Source organism: Chitiniphilus eburneus (genome assembly GCF_005048205.1).
In the GTDB taxonomy this organism is placed as follows: domain Bacteria; phylum Pseudomonadota; class Gammaproteobacteria; order Burkholderiales; family Chitinibacteraceae; genus Chitiniphilus; species Chitiniphilus eburneus.
In genome coordinates this window covers 1-15,746 of the sequence record NZ_SUMF01000037.1, presented here as the reverse complement: position 1 = coordinate 15,746, position 15,746 = coordinate 1, and the positions used below count along the sequence as shown (strand labels likewise).

Genomic DNA, 15,746 nt, shown 5'->3' with positions numbered 1-15,746 from the left:
ATCGTTAAGCGAATGTGCGTACATCGACGAAATGGCCGGCGATGGCGGCCGCGGCGGCCATCTCGGGGCTGACCAGGTGGGTACGCCCGCCCTGCCCTTGCCGACCTTCGAAATTGCGGTTGGAGGTGGACGCGCAGCGCTCGCCCGGCTCCAGCCGGTCCGCGTTCATCGCCAGGCACATCGAGCATCCCGGCTCGCGCCATTCGAAGCCGGCCGCGATGAAGATCTTGTCCAGGCCTTCCGCCTCTGCCTGGGCTTTTACCAGCCCCGACCCCGGCACCACCATGGCGAGCTTCACATTACCGGCCTTGGTGCGCCCGCGCGCGATGGCGGCGGCGGCACGCAGGTCTTCGATCCGGCTGTTGGTACAGGAGCCGATGAAAACCTTGTCGATGGCGATCTGGCTGATCGGGGTGTCGGCCGACAGGCCCATGTACTGCAAGGCGCGCTCGGCGCTGCCCTTCTTGACCGGATCGGCCTCGTTGGCCGGATTGGGTACCCGCGCACCGACGGACACCACCTGCTCGGGCGAGGTGCCCCAGGTCACCTGCGGCTCGATGTCTTCGGCGCGCAGTTCCACCACATTGTCGAACACCGCGCCTTCGTCGCTGACCAGGGTGCGCCAATAGGCGACCGCCTGATCCCAGGTGGCGCCGGTGGGCGCGAACGGGCGACCCTTCACGTAGTCGATGGTGATCTGGTCCACCGCCACCATGCCCGCGCGGGCGCCGGCCTCGATCGCCATATTGCACAACGTCATGCGGCCTTCCATCGACAGCGAGCGGATCGCGCTGCCGCCGAACTCCACCGCGTAGCCCGTGCCGCCGGCGGTGCCGATTCGGCCGATGATGGCCAGCGCCACATCCTTGGCGGTCACGCCGCGGCCGAGCTGGCCTTCCACCTTGACCAGCATGGCCTTCGATTGCTTGGCCACCAGCGTCTGTGTGGCCATGACATGTTCGACTTCGGAGGTGCCGATACCATGTGCCAGCGCGCCGAATGCGCCATGGGTCGAGGTATGGCTGTCGCCGCAGACCACGGTCATGCCGGGCAGCGTGGCGCCGTTTTCCGGGCCGACCACGTGCACGATGCCCTGGCGCAGGTCCTTGAACGGAAAATAGGCCAGCGCGCCGAACGCCTTGATGTTGGCGTCGAGCGTTTCCACCTGCTGCCGGCTGATCGGGTCCTTGATGCCTTCGTCCCAGTGATCGGTCGGCGTGTTGTGGTCGGCCGTCGCCACGATGGAATGGTTGCGCCACGGCTGACGCTGCGCCAGCCGCAAGCCTTCGAACGCCTGCGGGCTGGTCACTTCGTGTACCAGATGGCGATCGATATAGATCAGACAGGTGCCGTCCTCTTCTTCCCGGACGACATGCGATTGCCACAATTTGTCGTACAGCGTCTGCGCTTTCATGCTGGGTTCCATTCGATGCGGGCACGGCCAACGTGCCGATGACGCGAGATTAGGCGGATTGGTCGAAGCATACAATACCAGCGGTTATACTGGTATAAATACTACCCACTAACAGGATAAATCCGGGAGCGCCATGTCCATCCGCCGCAAGGAACTGGGGGATTTCCTCGCCATGCTTCGCAGCAAATGCATCCCCGCCGCATTCGGCTTTCCGGCCGGCAGCCGTCGGCGCACCCAAGGCCTGCGGCGCGAGGAAGTGGCGCAACTGGCCGACATCAGCCCGACCTGGTACGCCTGGATCGAACAGGGGCGCGACATCAATGTTTCCGGCGATGCGCTCGATCGCCTGGCGCGGGCCTTGCGCATGGACCGCACGCAGCGCGCCTATCTGTTCGAACTGGCCGGACGACGCGACACCAGCCCGCCGCCGGCCGACCCCGCACTGCCGGCGGCCCTGCTGGCGCAGTTGCTCACCGACATTGCCGCCCCCGCCTATGTCCTCGGCCGTTACTGGGAAGTGCTGGCCTTCAATCAGGCCGCGCAGGCATTGTTCGTCGGCTGGCTCGATGCACCAGGCCCCCACAATCTGCTGGAGTACGTGTTTCTCGCCACCGGCGCCCGTGACCTGGTGGAGGACTGGGAAGCGCGCGCGCGGCGGCTGGCGGCGGAGTTCCGCGCCGACAGCCGCGCCAGCCTGGACGACCCGGGGCTGGAGGCATTCGTCGCCAGGCTGGCGGCCGAAAGCCCGGAGTTCGCGGAATACTGGCGGCGGCACGATGTCCTGGAGCGCCAGGGCGGGCTGCGGGGCTTTCACCACCCCACGCGCGGCCACCTGTCGTTCCAGCAGGTGACGTTCCGCCTGGTCGATCACGACGAGATCAAGCTGGTGATGCTCACGCCGGTGGTCTGACTGCCCTTTCACATGCGACACGCCCGCCACGCTGGCAGAATGCGGGTTTACCCCCTTGGGATATCGCCATGCGCGGATGGTTGTTTGCCTTGCTGCTCGCCTGTCTGTCGGCCCCGGTGGCCGCCAGCGGCCATTGCCGGCAGCTTGCGGAGACGGTTGCGCGCCAGCAGCGACTGGACGCGAAAGCACTGGGCGATATCCTGACGGCCTTGAGTCGCGAAGGCCGGCTACCGGCGAACTTCGTGACCAAGCAGCAGGCACAGCGGGCCGGCTGGCGACCCGGGCACGACTTGTGGCAGGTCCTGCCGCACCATTCCATCGGTGGCGATCGCTTCGGCAATCGCGAACGGCGCTTGCCCAAGGGGGATTATCGCGAAGCGGACCTGGATTACCAGGGCGGCAAGCGCGGAGCAAAGCGCCTGGTGTATGAGGCGCACGGGCGGCGGTTCGTGACCACCGACCATTACCAGACCTTCAACGAGATTCCGGCCTGCGAGCCGTAGCCATCATGACCGAACCCACACACGTCGTACTGCAACAAATCCGCAACCTGAACGATGTCTACGATCAGTTTGCCCGCCAACTGGAACTCCCCGCCGATTTCGGCCGCAACCTGGATGCGCTGCACGATGTGCTGTCCGGCAGCGTGGCCGGCCCGGTGGTGATCACCTGGCGCGGCTGTCTGCAATCGCTGCCGCTGCTCGGCCAGGACCAGTTCGACAACCTGCTCGGCGTACTGAACGAGGTGGCCGGCGAGCGCAGCGATCTGGAAGTGCGGCTGGCCTGAGGCCCCGCGCTCAGTCGTTGAGCGACGCGATCAGCAGCAGTTCCTCGTCGGTGAAGCCCGCCTCCCTGCGCGCGGCGTGATTGAGCGGCCCCTTGAACGTAGGGGTCGCGGTATCGCGCAGCAGTTGCACGAAGGTGGCAACCGGATCGAGCCCCCGTGCCTCGCAGCAATGGCGATACCAGCGATTGCCGATCCGGACATGCCCGATTTCGTCGCGCAGGATCACGTCCAGTACCTCGCAGGCGGCGGTATCCCCCTGCTGCGCCAGCTTGGCGCGGATGCCGGGCGTCACGTCCAGGCCGCGCGCCTCCAGGATGCGCGGTACCAGCGCCATGCGCGCCATCACATCGTGATCCGTGCGCAGCGCCATATCCCATAGCCCATTGTGCGCGGGGAAATCCCCGTAGCCATATCCGTACCGCGCAAGCTGCGCCACCACCAGCGTGAAATGCAATGCCTCCTCCCGGGCCACTTGCACCCAATCCCGGTAATAGGCTAGTGGCATATCGTCGAATCGATAGATCGCATCCAGTGCAAGATTGATGGCATTGAATTCGATATGCGCAATGGCATGCAATAGCGCCGCCCGCCCCGCTGGAGTCGAGAGATTTCGCTGGATGAGCGCGTGTGGGGCCACCAGTTCGGGACGGGCGGGACGGCCCGGGACAGGCAACCGCACGGCGGCGATCGTCGGCATGATCGGCAAGCTGTCATTCAGCGCATCGACGGCCATCACTTTCAATTCGGGCTGCATCTCGCACAGCGCCATGAAAGCGCCGCCACGCAAATCGTGCGGAGTGGTCAATCTGGTTTCAGTTCCCATGAAAAACGAGGATTCTTGACGAATTTGCCGTGGCAATAGTCACGTGGGATTCAAAGAGGTGGATCGATAAGATGGCGGCATAGCACTGCCAGTACCCGGGACATGCGTCCGATTTCATCCACTGGCAGTCGTTGTTCGGGAGCAATCTACATGTCTGACGAAATCCTCAATCCTCGCGAGATCCGCCGCCGCCTCGGCCTGAACCAGCAGCAATTCTGGGGTCGCATCGGTGTCACCCAGAGTGGTGGTTCGCGTTATGAAAGCGGCCGCACCATGCCCAAGCCGGTTCGGGAACTGCTGCGCGTGGTCCACATCGAGCAGATCGACCTGGCCGACCTCAGCCGCGAGGATATGCGCGTGCTGGAATACCTGCGCAAGACCAAGCCGGAGCTTTACGAAACGCTGAAGGCGGCCGCCCGCGAGCAGGCCCAGCCGGCAGACAAGCGCATCCTGAGCGGCACCGCTTACGCTCGCTGAGTTTCAAGCGCTGAGCCGGACCGCCAGCCCCAGCGCGGCGATCCGGTCGGCGACCGATTGCATCCAGTCCCCGGGGGCCGCCGCCAGCAAGGGCGCTTCGATCTGCATCGAGGGCCGCGCCAGGCCGTAGAGCAACACCCCTTCCAGCTTCACGCCGTTCGCCATCTGCTCCGACACGAAATCCAGATACGCCTGGATTTCCGCGTCATCCGGCAGTTTTCCTTCCCGCATGAACATACAGGTCTGCAACCAGGTGCGGCAGTTGCGCGCCGCGGCGGCCAGATGCCGCGACACCGCCTGACGGTTGAGCTGGACCTGGTTCACTTCCGAATACCCATCGCGCGGCGCGCGGTCCAGCTTGAACCAGACTTCGCCGTTCATGTCCCGCAGCACGCCCAGCGCCTGTTGCACCCGCTCGCGATACATCTGGCTGCCATTGGTGATGACGACCACCTTGATACGGCCCAGCAGATCATACCGCGCCAGCAGCCCGCGCATGCGCGCCACGGCGTCGGGGAACTCCGGGCTCATCGTCGGCTCGCCATTGCCCGAGAACGCCACGTCGTTCAACCGACGCGCCGCCTCCGGCACGCGCGTCGCCATGAAATCGCCCTCGACGATGTCGTGCAACATCGTGTCCAGCTCGTGCTCGAGTTGTGCCAGATCAATGGGGGGCGGGCCGCCCCGGGTCAGGGAGGGCACCTGGCAATAGACGCAGCGCCAGTTACAGGCGTTGTTGGGATTCAGGTTGATGCCGACGGAAACGCCACCGGCACGCCGCGAAACCACGGGGTAGACATAGGTGAAACCCGCGGCATCGCGCGCGTGATCGTCCACCCGCAGCACGCGGGCGGACTGGACATCATTTGGCATTGTTCGGCGTTCGCACCAACAGGATGGGCACCGTGGTCGCCCGCATGACGCCCTCGGCCACACTGCCCAGCAACAGGTGGGTCAGCCCACCGAAGCCGTGAGTGCCCATGGCGATCAACTCGGCCTTCCATTTATTGGCCTCATCGACGATGGTCTGCGCCATGTTGCCGCCCCATGCCTCGAGCAGATCCTGCTCGGGATTGAGCCCCGCCTCGCGCAACGCTTCGGCATGCCGCTCCAGCAACTGCCTGCCGGATTTGCGCAATGCCTCCTGCAATTGCGGCACATCGAGGAATTCGTTGGCGCTCCAGGCAAATTGCGCCAGATCGATCACGTGGACCAGGCGGATCACCGCCTTCTGCTCGCAGGCGAAACGGGTGGCTTCGCGCACCGCCGCCGCACTGGTCTCGCTATCGTCGACTGGTACGAGGATCCGTTGATACATGGCATTCTCCCTGGACATGACTGTCGTTAAGTCTAGCAGAAGCGCCCCCGCCCCCCGCCACCGGATTTTCCGCAGTAGCCAGCGCGGCATGAAGCGTTAGGATAGCTACACTTTCCTTCTTTCCCACCCTGCCCGCCATGCCCAGAATCAAGATCGAACCACCCGCCCACGTCGAATACAGCGTCACGCTTCAGGTACGCGCCAGCGACCTGAACTATGGCGGGCACCTGGCCAATCACGCCTTGCTGACCCTGTTGCAGGAAGCCCGCCTGGGCTGGCTGGCCAGCCATGGCCTGAGCGAAACCGGCGCTGACGGGCACCCCGGCATCATCCTGGGCGACCTGGCCGTCTGCTTCGCCAGCGAGGCCTTTCTCGGCGAGCAACTGGCGATCGACGTCGGCGTCGCGGAATACACCCGGGTGGCTGTCGCGCTACGCTATGCGGTGCGTGAGGTGGCCACCGCCAGACTGGTGGCAACGGCAAGTACCTCCTGCGTATTTTTCGATTACCATAGCCGCAAGGTCGTACCGGTTCCGCAATCCCTGAAATCCACGCAGTCTTCGGGCACCAGCGCAGCGTCCCGATAGAACATCAAGGAAAAACCATGAAGAAATATGCAAACAACAGCCCCGAGGCCATGGCTCGCATCCTCGTCCTGCAAATGATCTGCGACGGCAGCTTCGCACCCGAGGAGATGGAGGAACTGGAGCATCTGCGCGTCTATGAGGCACTGGGGATTTCCCGCAAGGGCTTCATCCAGGTGCTACAGGACTACTGCAACGATGTCTCCGACGAGGCCGACGAAAACGGCACCATCCGCCTGGTGGACCGCGAGCGCATCGAAGCCCTGTTCGACACCGTGGACGATCCCAAGAAGCGCCTGGCCGTCGCCGCCATTGCGCTGGACCTGGCCAAATCGGATCATGATTTCAGCGAAGTGGAACTGGCGGTCTTCCGCCACATGCTGGCCTACTGGCATCTGCGCCTGGAAGACCTGCATGCCGCATTCGCATCCTGAACAAAGCAACTAGATAAATAAAAAAGTGGTTGACGCACCCGGCGGTCGTTAAACGACGGCCGGGTGGGCCTGGATGTCGCCGGCCGCGTATCGGCCAGCGACGGCCCAGGACCATGGGCGGTCTGCGCTTTCGGGGTGGATCGTGCATCGCGCCACAGTCGCTTCAATTCGAAGCAACACCGCCGGGGAGCGTGCCATGGGATGGATGAACGATTTTCACGTCAGCCTTGAACGGGCGCTGCTGCCCACCTTAGCGCGCAAGTTTGCCTTCCTTTATCTACTGGCGCTGCCGCCACTGCTACTCGTCGCGCTGAGCTACCTCGCCCAGGCGCAACTCGCCGAGGTCGGCCAGGCGCTGAAGCTGGATGCCGGCGCGATCGCCCGCCTGACCGCGGTCATTGCCGAATACCGAATCTGGGGCTGGCTGCTGGTGCTGGCGAGCATCGTGATGATCACCATCCAGATGGTGTACTTCAACTACTGGGTCAAGCGCCCGGTCGAGCGCTTTACCGACGTGTTCCGGCTGGCGGCCAGCGGCGAGGGCGATCTGTCCAGCGATATCCCCGTCATCACCAGCGACGAGATCGGCGAGCTGGCCAGCACCTGCAACCGGTTCCTGGCCAAGCAACGCGACATCATCTCCGACGTGCAGGCCATGACGGTCGGCATCGCGCTGGAGGCGGCCAAGTCGATGAAGAACATCAAGGATTCGGCCACCTCGACCCAGCAGCAGGATCAGTTGGCCCAGAAGGTGGTCGATGCCAGCGACACCACCACCAGCGGGATCAACGACGTCTCGCACCGTACGCAGGATATTTCCAGCACCACCGCGCAGAACCTGGACCTTGCCCGGGGCTCGTATGCCGAGTTGCAGGATGTCACTAGCCGCATCAACGCGATCACCGCCAAGATCGAGAACTTCAACAGCACGGTGGATGGCCTGAACCAGCGCTCGGCCAGCATCAAGAGCATCGTCGATCTGATCCGCGAGATTTCCGGCCAGACCAACCTGCTGGCGTTGAACGCGGCCATCGAGGCCGCCCGCGCCGGCGAAGCGGGCCGTGGCTTCGCGGTGGTGGCCGACGAGGTGCGCAAGCTGGCGGAAAAAGTGGGCGACGCCACCGACGAAATCTCCCGCGATATCGACAGCATGTTGGGCCAGGTGGCCGAGACCCTGAACGAAACCGAATTGATCACGCACGATGCCAAACTGACCCACGAAGTGGTGGAAAAGGCATCGGGCCAGTTCGCCAAGATGATGGCGGATTTCGAGAACACCAGCAGCGCCCTGTCGAACATCGCAGGCACGCTGGAAACGTTCACCGAGGCCAATCACATGGTCAACGCCAACGTTTCGGAAATCCACCAGCTTTCGCTGGCGGTGAACGAACGGATGACGCGCTCGGCGCAATCGTCGCAGGATCTGTCGCGCGCCGCCGAGCGGGTGCAGGAGATGATGGGGCGCTACATCGTCGGGCAGGGAGAACTAGACGCCATCATCCAGCGCACCAGCCGCTACCGCGACGACATCCAGCTCAAGCTGGAAGCCATGGCGGGCCGGGGCGTGAACATCTTCGACCAGCAGTACCGCCCCATTCCGGGAACCAAGCCGCAAAAGTACAAGACCAGCTACGACGCCGAATTCGAGCGCGAGCTGCAACCGCTGTACGACCGGCTGGTCAAGGAAAGCACCGGCGGCAAGTTCTCGCTGGCAGTCGACAGCAAGGGCTATGGCGCCACGCACAATAGCTGGTACTCCAAGCCACCGACGGGCGACCCCGCGGTCGATCTGGTCAACAGCCGCGACAAGCGCCTGTTCAACGACCCGGCCGGCCTGCGCGCCGCACAGATCAACCAGCGCTTCCTGCTGCAAACCTATCTGCGCGACACCGGCGAGATCATGACCGAGCTGGATCTGCCCATCGTGGTCAACGGCCGTGCCTGGGGCGGCTTGCGCCTGGGGTTCGATGCCAGCGCGCTGATCCAGAAAAGCGGCCACTGAGCCAGGGCAGCCCATCCACGCATGCCGTTTCCCGATCCGTCCCCCACCAAGCAGGGATTGCCTCCCATCGTGGACCGCAACGTCCGCGTCCTGGTGCTGGGCAGCCTGCCCGGCGACGCATCACTGTCGGCCCAGGCCTACTACGCGCATCCGCGCAACGCATTCTGGCCGATCATGGCGGCCCTGCTACCGGCCCGCTTCGACGAGGACTGGTCGCAACGCTATGCAACGCTGCTGGCCCACGGCGTCGGCCTGTGGGACGTGATCGGCCGCGCCGAGCGGCAAGGCAGCCTCGATACCCGCCTGCGCCGCATCGAAGCCAACCGCCTGCCCGCGTTGCTGGCCGACCTGCCAGCCTTGCGCGCGGTGGCGTTCAACGGCGGCACCGCCGCCCGCCTGGGCCTGCCGCAAGTGCCGGCCGGCATCGCCACGCTGGCCCTGCCCTCCACCAGCCCGGCCCATACCCTCAAGCTGGCGGACAAGATCGAAGCGTGGCGCGCCCTGACACCCTGGCTGGCCCAGGCTGCCAAAAGCTGAGGGTCGGCCGCGACGGTGCGCCCGGCTCAGGATAGCGTGACGCCCAGGTAGAGGGCGTAGAGCGCGCCATTGGCGAACAGGGCCCAGATCGGAACCCCGCCGGACCGCGAATTCAGGCGCAACCACGCGGCAGCGATCAGCGTGATGGCCACCCCGGTCAGGACTTCGACGCGTGGCTCCCACGGCGTCAGCATGATGCCGATCGCGGGCAGCAGCGTTCCCTGAAACACCATTGCGCCGGTGATGTTCCCGAACGCCAGCGTATCCTTGCCCCGCCGTATCCAGAGGATGCTGTTCACCTTCTCGGGAAGCTCGGTGGCAATCGGGATGATGAGCAGCGACAGCAACAGCGCGGAAATGCCCAGGATTTTCGATACGCCTTCCACGCCGTGGATGAACCCTTTTGCCCCGGCCACCAGCAGCGCCACCGCGCCGACCAGTTGCAGGGCGATGGTGGCAAGGTTCGTCGGCAACCCCAGCCGCGACAGCATCATCCGGCCGGGCGCTTCGGTGCCATGCCCCTCGGCCACAAGGTTTTCGGAGGCCCGGAATGTCATGACCACATAGCCGATGTACAGCCCAACCAGACCGACACTGAAGGCGGCGCGGATATACCAGGCGTGGTGAGGAACGAACATGGCCGCGGCGGCCAGGCCAAATGCGACCAGGAAAAAATTCATGTCGCGCTGGAAGCCGGTCCGCTCCGGCGCAATGTGCCCGCCCAGCTTGCGTTGGCGCAGCGCCGCCAGCATCATCAGGAAGGTAGAAAGCGTGGCCAGCATGAGCGGCGCGCCCAGGATCGCGCCGACACCGATTTCCTCATTGACCGAGGCGGCCGTGCCGGAGGTCAGCGCCAGCAATGGCACGCTGGTTTCCGGCAGCGCCGTGCCGATGGCGGCAAACAGCGAGCCGGTCACCCCTTCCGAGATGTTCAGGCGTTCGCCAAGATGTTCGAGCGCATTGGTGAACAGCTCCGCCGCCAGCAGGATGACGATCAGCATGACGAGGAGTTCGAGGACGAGTCCGCTCATGTCGCATCCCCCGGCCACATGGCACGCGGCGGTTGCGAGGCACGGCAACAGGGAGGGCGAGACGGGATGGTGCGATGCGAGGAATGCACGGGTTGCTCCATGGCCGGGCGTTGACGAATCCATGACGCACGCGCCCGCCCGGCCTTGGACAGCGCATGCGCCAATGGTCTCGCCAAGCCCGCATGGGCCGAACGTGCCATGGCCGAAGCCAAGTGTGTTGACACGCTCTCCTCCTGGGCAGAGGAAGGCTACTCCCCAGTGACAGGGGCCGATTGTAGCAATGCCTTGCCCGGAAACCAAGGAACGCCAGCCCCCGCCGCTGAACCCCAGCGGGCCTGACTTCCATCCAGGGCGAATCGACCTTCAAACATGGGATGCGTTGGTCCGTGGGCCGGATGGCTGCGCGAAGCGCGGCGCCGCAGAGAGCCTTCCTCTCTGCAAGCCGTGCGACAAAGCAGACACCGGCCCACGGACCAACCCGCAGGGAAGGAAGGAAGGCCGGGCGCATGGCTGCGTTGTGCCTCGCTCGTGGGGATCACCCCACTTCGCTCGGCACGCCTTGCCCTGCATCCGGCCTTCCTCCTTCGCACCCACGTTTGAAGGTCGATTCGCCCTGGTGCCCATGAAAAACGCCACCCGCAGGTGGCGCTTTTGCTGGTGCGAACACCGCTTACTTGATCATGCCCTTGCTTTGCAGCAGTTCGAACATGGTCTTGCCGATCTCGGCCGGGCTGCGGGTATAGGCGATGCCCGCGCGCTCGAAGGCCTTGAACTTCTCTTCGGCCGTGCCCTTGCCGCCGGAGATGATGGCGCCGGCGTGGCCCATGCGCTTGCCCTTGGGCGCGGTCACGCCAGCGATGTAGCCCACCACCGGCTTGGTCACATAGCCCTTGGCGAACTCGGCCGCTTCTTCCTCGGCGGTGCCGCCGATTTCGCCGATCATCACGATGGCGTCGGTGTCCGGATCGTCCTGGAACAGCTTGAGCGCGTCGATGTGGCTGGTGCCGGGGATCGGGTCGCCGCCAATGCCGATGCAGGTCGATTGACCCAGGCCCAGCGCGGTGGTCTGCGCCACGGCTTCATAGGTCAGCGTGCCGGAACGCGACACGATACCGATGCGGCCGGGGTTGTGGATATGCCACGGCATGATGCCGATCTTGCACTCGCCCGGGGTGATCACGCCGGGGCAGTTCGGGCCGATCAGGCGGATGCCGGCTTCGTCCACGGCCTTCTTCACGTACAGCATGTCGATGGTCGGCACGCCTTCGGTAATGCAGACGATCAGCTTCACGCCGGATTCCACTGCTTCCAGGATCGAATCCTTGGCGAAGGCTGCCGGCACGTAGATTACCGAAGCATCGGCCTGGGTCTGGCGCACGGCATCCTTCATGGTATTGAACACCGGCAGGCCCAGGTGCTCGGCACCGCCCTTGCCCGGGGTCACGCCGCCGACCACCTTGGTACCGACCTTCAGCGCCTGCTCGGCGTGGAAGGTGCCGTTCTTGCCGGTGAAACCCTGCACCAGCACTTTCGTATCTTTGTTGACGAGAACGCTCATGATATTTCCTTGTGAGGGGTGAGGTGTGAGACATGAAGGGCAAGCCCCCATGCGCACACCGCACCACCTGTTCATCTCAAAGGGTGCCAGGACGGGCGTTGGCAGCGGGTTTACCCCTCACGCCCAACGCCTCGCTCCTCACATGCCTACAGGGCAGCCACGGCTGCGACGATCTTCTCGGCCGCGTCGTTCAGGCCTTGGGCCGAAGTCAGCTTGAGGCCCGATTCATCCAGGATCTTGGCGCCCAGTTCGGCGTTGTTGCCTTCCAGACGAACCACGACCGGCACGGTCACGTTCACTTCCTTGACGGCGGCGATGATGGCCTCGGCGATCATGTCGCAGCGCACGATACCGCCGAAGATGTTGATCAGCACGCCCTTGACCGAGGTGTCGGCCAGGATCAGCTTGAATGCCTCGATCACGCGCTCCTTGGTGGCGCCGCCGCCGACGTCCAGGAAGTTGGCCGGCTGGCCGCCCTTGAGCTTGATGATGTCCATGGTGGCCATCGCCAGGCCGGCGCCGTTCACCATGCAGCCGATGTTGCCTTCCAGCGCCACGTAGTTCAGGTCGAACTCGGAAGCCTTCACTTCACGCTCGTTTTCCTGGCTCTTGTCGCGCTGGGCCAGCAGTTCCGGGTGACGGTACAGGGCGTTGGAATCCAGGTTGATCTTGCCGTCCACGCAGGCAAGCTGGCCGTTTTCGCGCAGCGCCAGCGGGTTCACTTCGAACAGGGCGAAGTCGTTCTCGACGAACGCCTTGTACGCACCCAGCATCAGCTTTTCGAAGGTCTTGAGCTGGTCGCCGACCAGGCCCAGGGCAAAGGCGGCGTCGCGCGCCTGGAACGGCTGCATGCCGACCAGCGGGTTCACTTCCACCTTGATGATCTTTTCCGGGGTTTCCTCGGCGACCTTCTCGATCTCGACACCGCCTTCGGTCGACACCATGAACACGATGCGCTGGCTGCCGCGATCCACCACGGCGCCCAGGTACAGCTCGCGCTGCACCGGGTACATGTCCTCGCACACCAGCACCGAGTGCACCGGCTGGCCGGCCGCGTCGGTCTGGTAGGTCACCAGGTTGGTGCCGATCAGCGACTTGGCGACATCAAAGGCCTCCTCGCGGCTCTTCACCACCTTCACGCCACCGGCCTTGCCGCGACCGCCGGCATGCACCTGCGCCTTGACCACGGCGAACTTGCCGCCGAGCTGGTCGTAGGCGGCGGCGGCTTCTTCGGCGCTGTTGGCCAGGATGCCGCGTTGCACCGGCAGGCCGTACTTGGCCAGCAGTTCCTTGGCTTGATACTCATGCAAATTCATGGATGTTCCTTGGTGAGGAGTTGGGGGTAAGGCGAAGCGCGCGGACACCGGCCCGGCGCACTTCAACGCCTCACGCCATTAAGAGTGGAGACTGCGCTTGTCGACGCCCAGCGCCGCTTCGTGCAGCGATTCGGACAGCGACGGGTGCGCGTGGACGATACGGGCGATGTCTTCCGACGACGCATTGAATTCCATCGCCACCACCGCCTCGGCGATCAGTTCCGACGCGAACGGGCCGATGATGTGCACGCCCAGGATGCGGTCGGTCTTGGCGTCGGCCAGCATCTTGACGAAGCCGGCGACCTCGCCCAGACCCAGCGCGCGGCCGTTCGGGCCGAACGGAAACTGGCCCTTGCGGTACTCGACGCCTTCCTTCTTCAACTGCTGCTCGGTCTTGCCGACCCAGGCCATTTCCGGGCTGGTGTAGATCACCCAGGGCACGGTGTTGAAGTCGATGTGCGGGTGCTGGCCGGCGATACGCTCGGCCACCGCCACGCCTTCCTCCGACGCCTTGTGCGCCAGCATCGGGCCACGTACCACGTCGCCGACCGCCCACAGGTTGGGCAAGGCGGTGCGGCAATTGCCGTCCACCACGACGAAACCGCGCTCGTCCAGCGGCAGTTGCACGCCGTCGGCGGCCAGTTGCCAGGTATTGGGTTGACGGCCCACGGCGACGATCAGCTTGTCGAAGGTTTCGTTGATGTCCTTGCCTTCGCTGTCGGTGTACGTGACCTTGACGTTGCTCTTGCCCGGCTTGATCGCGGCGATCTTGATACCGGTATTGATCTTCAGCCCCAGGTCCTTGGTGAAGATCTTCTGGGCTTCCTTGGCAATGGCTTCGTCGGCGGCCAGCAGGAAGCCGGGCGCGGCTTCCAGGATGGTGACGTCGGCGCCCAGGCGCTTCCAGACCGAGCCCATTTCCAGGCCGATCACGCCGGCGCCGATCACGCCCAGCTTCTTCGGCACTTCGGGGATCGACAGCGCGCCTTCGTTGTCCAGGATGAGCTTGTTGTCGAACGGCAGGTCCGGCAGCGCGCGCGGCACGGAACCGGTGGCCAGGATGACGTGCGTGGCTTCGACCACCTCGGTCGAATCGGCGCCCGCCACTTCCACCTGCCAGCGGCCATCCTTGTTCGACAGCAGCTTGCCGTGGCCGAACAGGCTGGTGACCTTGTTCTTCTTGAACAGGAAGCCGATGCCGCCGGTGAGCTTGTCGACGATGCCATCCTTGCGTTCCAGCATCTTCTTGATATCGAACCTGGCGCCTTCCACCGTGATGCCGTGCGCGGCGAACTTGTGCTCGATGCGCTCCCAGTTCTCGGAGGATTCGAGCAGCGCCTTGGAAGGAATGCAGCCCACGTTCAGGCAGGTGCCGCCCAGGCTGGGCTTGCCTTCCTTGCTCTTGAATTCGTCGATGCAGGCGGTCTTGAAGCCGAGCTGCGCCGCCCGGATCGCCGCGACATAACCGCCGGGGCCGGCGCCGATGACGATGACGTCGAATTGTTGGGACATTGGTTTTAACCCTTATGGGAAGGGGGAAGAGGGAAGGGAGAAGAGTGCACGACCCTTACCCTGCCCGCTTTCCCCTATCACTTGAATGACGCGCTTCGAGAGAATGTGGTGAAAGCCGGGGTGATCCTCACCCTTCCCCCTTCACCCTTCCCTCTTCTCAATCACAGATCCAGCAGCAGGCGCGCCGGGTCTTCGATCGCTTCCTTGATCGCCACCAGCGACAGCACCGCTTCGCGGCCGTCGATGATGCGGTGATCGTAGGACTGGGCCAGGTACATCATCGGGCGCACCACGATCTCGCCGTTCTCGACCACTGCGCGCTCCTTGGTGGCGTGCATGCCCAGGATCGCCGATTGCGGCGGGTTGATGATGGGGGTGGACATCATCGAGCCGAAAGTGCCGCCATTGGAGATGGTGTAGGTGCCACCAGTGAGTTCCTCGATCCCCAGCTTGCCTTCCTGCGCGCGCTTGCCAAAATCGGCGATGGTCTTCTCGATGTCGGCCAGGCTCAGCTGGTCGGCGTTGCGGATTACCGGCACCACCAGGCCACGCGGGCTGCCCACGGCCACGCCGATGTCGAAATAGCCGTGGTAGACGATGTCGTTACCATCCACCGACGCGTTGACGATCGGGTACTTCTTCAGCGCGTGCACGGCCGCCTTCACGAAGAAACCCATGAAGCCCAGCTTCACGCCGTGTTCCTTCTCGAAGCGATCCTTGTACTTGTTGCGCAGGTCCATCAACGGCTTCATGTTGATTTCGTTGAAGGTCGTCAGGATGGCGTTGGTCTGTTGCGATTGCAGCAGGCGCTCGGCCACGCGCTGGCGCAGGCGGCTCATCGGCACGCGCTGTTCCGGGCGGCCGGACGGATCGACAGCCACGGCGGCGGCCGGAGCCGGGGCCGCCTTGGCGCCGCCGGCCATGGCGTTCTGCACGTCTTCCTTCAGCACGCGGCCACCACGGCCGGTCCCTTCCACCTTGCTGGTGTCCACGTTGTTGTCGGCGGCGAGCTTGCGCGCGGCCGGCAGCACGGCGGTGCCGTA

17 protein-coding genes and 1 riboswitch are annotated in these 15,746 nt (G+C 64.4%); of the genes, 8 read left to right on the top strand and 9 right to left on the bottom strand.

Features of this window, described 5'->3' with window-relative positions; translation table 11 throughout:
* Positions 1-4: 4 nt before the first annotated feature.
* The gene (gene leuC, locus FAZ21_RS18160) at positions 5-1,414 is read right to left on the bottom strand and encodes a 3-isopropylmalate dehydratase large subunit (RefSeq protein ID WP_136774847.1); all 1,410 of its coding nucleotides are present in this window, start codon (positions 1,412-1,414) and stop codon (positions 5-7) included.
* 133 nt (positions 1,415-1,547) lie between these two features.
* Between leuC and FAZ21_RS18155 the strand changes: the two genes are divergently transcribed.
* The 3 genes from FAZ21_RS18155 (at position 1,548) to FAZ21_RS18145 (ending at position 3,111) form a co-directional block, all read left to right on the top strand.
* Entirely contained in the window at positions 1,548-2,324 is a 777-nt protein-coding gene (locus tag FAZ21_RS18155) for a helix-turn-helix transcriptional regulator (protein ID WP_136774846.1), read from the top strand.
* Between the two features lie 68 nt (positions 2,325-2,392).
* Positions 2,393-2,827: a ribonuclease domain-containing protein gene (locus FAZ21_RS18150; protein ID WP_136774845.1), complete on the top strand. Its 435-nt coding sequence runs from the start codon at positions 2,393-2,395 to the stop codon at positions 2,825-2,827.
* A 5-nt stretch (positions 2,828-2,832) separates the two neighbouring features.
* Entirely contained in the window at positions 2,833-3,111 is a 279-nt protein-coding gene (locus tag FAZ21_RS18145; RefSeq protein ID WP_136774844.1) for a barstar family protein, read from the top strand.
* A gap of 10 nt (positions 3,112-3,121) precedes the next feature.
* Here FAZ21_RS18145 and FAZ21_RS18140 read toward each other — a convergent pair whose 3' ends face one another.
* Positions 3,122-3,916 (bottom strand): ferritin-like domain-containing protein, encoded by a 795-nt coding sequence (locus FAZ21_RS18140; protein WP_246038778.1) that lies wholly within the window; start codon positions 3,914-3,916, stop codon positions 3,122-3,124.
* Between the two features lie 168 nt (positions 3,917-4,084).
* On the opposite strand from FAZ21_RS18140, the gene FAZ21_RS18135 reads away from it, so the two are divergent.
* Entirely contained in the window at positions 4,085-4,411 is a 327-nt protein-coding gene (locus tag FAZ21_RS18135) for a helix-turn-helix domain-containing protein (RefSeq protein ID WP_373279546.1), read from the top strand.
* Positions 4,412-4,414: 3 nt separating this feature from the next.
* On the opposite strand, the gene FAZ21_RS18130 is transcribed toward FAZ21_RS18135, so the two are convergent.
* Together FAZ21_RS18130 and FAZ21_RS18125 are read right to left on the bottom strand one after the other, a co-directional pair.
* A complete protein-coding gene (locus FAZ21_RS18130; protein ID WP_169307486.1) occupies positions 4,415-5,284 on the bottom strand; it encodes a radical SAM protein in 870 nt (289 codons plus the stop codon).
* Positions 5,274-5,729, bottom strand: coding sequence for a universal stress protein (locus FAZ21_RS18125; RefSeq protein WP_136774843.1), 456 nt, complete (start codon positions 5,727-5,729; stop codon positions 5,274-5,276). Before FAZ21_RS18125 ends, FAZ21_RS18130 begins: the two co-directional genes overlap by 11 nt.
* A 137-nt stretch (positions 5,730-5,866) precedes the next feature.
* Here FAZ21_RS18125 and FAZ21_RS18120 point away from each other — a divergent pair, with 137 nt between their 5' ends.
* The 4 genes from FAZ21_RS18120 (at position 5,867) to FAZ21_RS18105 (ending at position 9,286) form a co-directional block, all read left to right on the top strand.
* Entirely contained in the window at positions 5,867-6,316 is a 450-nt protein-coding gene (locus FAZ21_RS18120) for an acyl-CoA thioesterase (RefSeq protein WP_136774842.1), read from the top strand.
* A 17-nt stretch (positions 6,317-6,333) separates the two neighbouring features.
* The gene (locus tag FAZ21_RS18115; protein ID WP_136774841.1) at positions 6,334-6,747 is read left to right on the top strand and encodes a hypothetical protein; all 414 of its coding nucleotides are present in this window, start codon (positions 6,334-6,336) and stop codon (positions 6,745-6,747) included.
* Between the two features lie 196 nt (positions 6,748-6,943).
* Positions 6,944-8,749 carry a methyl-accepting chemotaxis protein gene (locus FAZ21_RS18110; protein WP_169307485.1) on the top strand — a complete coding sequence of 602 codons (1,806 nt, stop codon included), beginning with the start codon at positions 6,944-6,946 and terminating at the stop codon, positions 8,747-8,749.
* A 21-nt stretch (positions 8,750-8,770) separates the two neighbouring features.
* Entirely contained in the window at positions 8,771-9,286 is a 516-nt protein-coding gene (locus tag FAZ21_RS18105) for a DNA-deoxyinosine glycosylase (protein ID WP_136774839.1), read from the top strand.
* 26 nt (positions 9,287-9,312) lie between these two features.
* Here FAZ21_RS18105 and FAZ21_RS18100 read toward each other — a convergent pair whose 3' ends face one another.
* The 5 genes from FAZ21_RS18100 to odhB all read right to left on the bottom strand — a co-directional run.
* Positions 9,313-10,317 (bottom strand): sodium:calcium antiporter, encoded by a 1,005-nt coding sequence (locus tag FAZ21_RS18100; protein ID WP_136774862.1) that lies wholly within the window; start codon positions 10,315-10,317, stop codon positions 9,313-9,315.
* 98 nt (positions 10,318-10,415) lie between these two features.
* Positions 10,416-10,586: riboswitch (yybP-ykoY riboswitch) on the bottom strand.
* Between the two features lie 401 nt (positions 10,587-10,987).
* Positions 10,988-11,875: a succinate--CoA ligase subunit alpha gene (sucD, locus tag FAZ21_RS18095; protein WP_136774838.1), complete on the bottom strand. Its 888-nt coding sequence runs from the start codon at positions 11,873-11,875 to the stop codon at positions 10,988-10,990.
* A gap of 146 nt (positions 11,876-12,021) precedes the next feature.
* Positions 12,022-13,191: an ADP-forming succinate--CoA ligase subunit beta gene (gene sucC, locus FAZ21_RS18090; protein WP_136774837.1), complete on the bottom strand. Its 1,170-nt coding sequence runs from the start codon at positions 13,189-13,191 to the stop codon at positions 12,022-12,024.
* Between the two features lie 78 nt (positions 13,192-13,269).
* Positions 13,270-14,703: a dihydrolipoyl dehydrogenase gene (gene lpdA, locus FAZ21_RS18085; RefSeq protein ID WP_136774836.1), complete on the bottom strand. Its 1,434-nt coding sequence runs from the start codon at positions 14,701-14,703 to the stop codon at positions 13,270-13,272.
* A 161-nt stretch (positions 14,704-14,864) separates the two neighbouring features.
* Positions 14,865-15,746: 2-oxoglutarate dehydrogenase complex dihydrolipoyllysine-residue succinyltransferase (gene odhB / locus FAZ21_RS18080; protein WP_136774835.1), on the bottom strand; the 882-nt coding region annotated here is incomplete at its 5' end.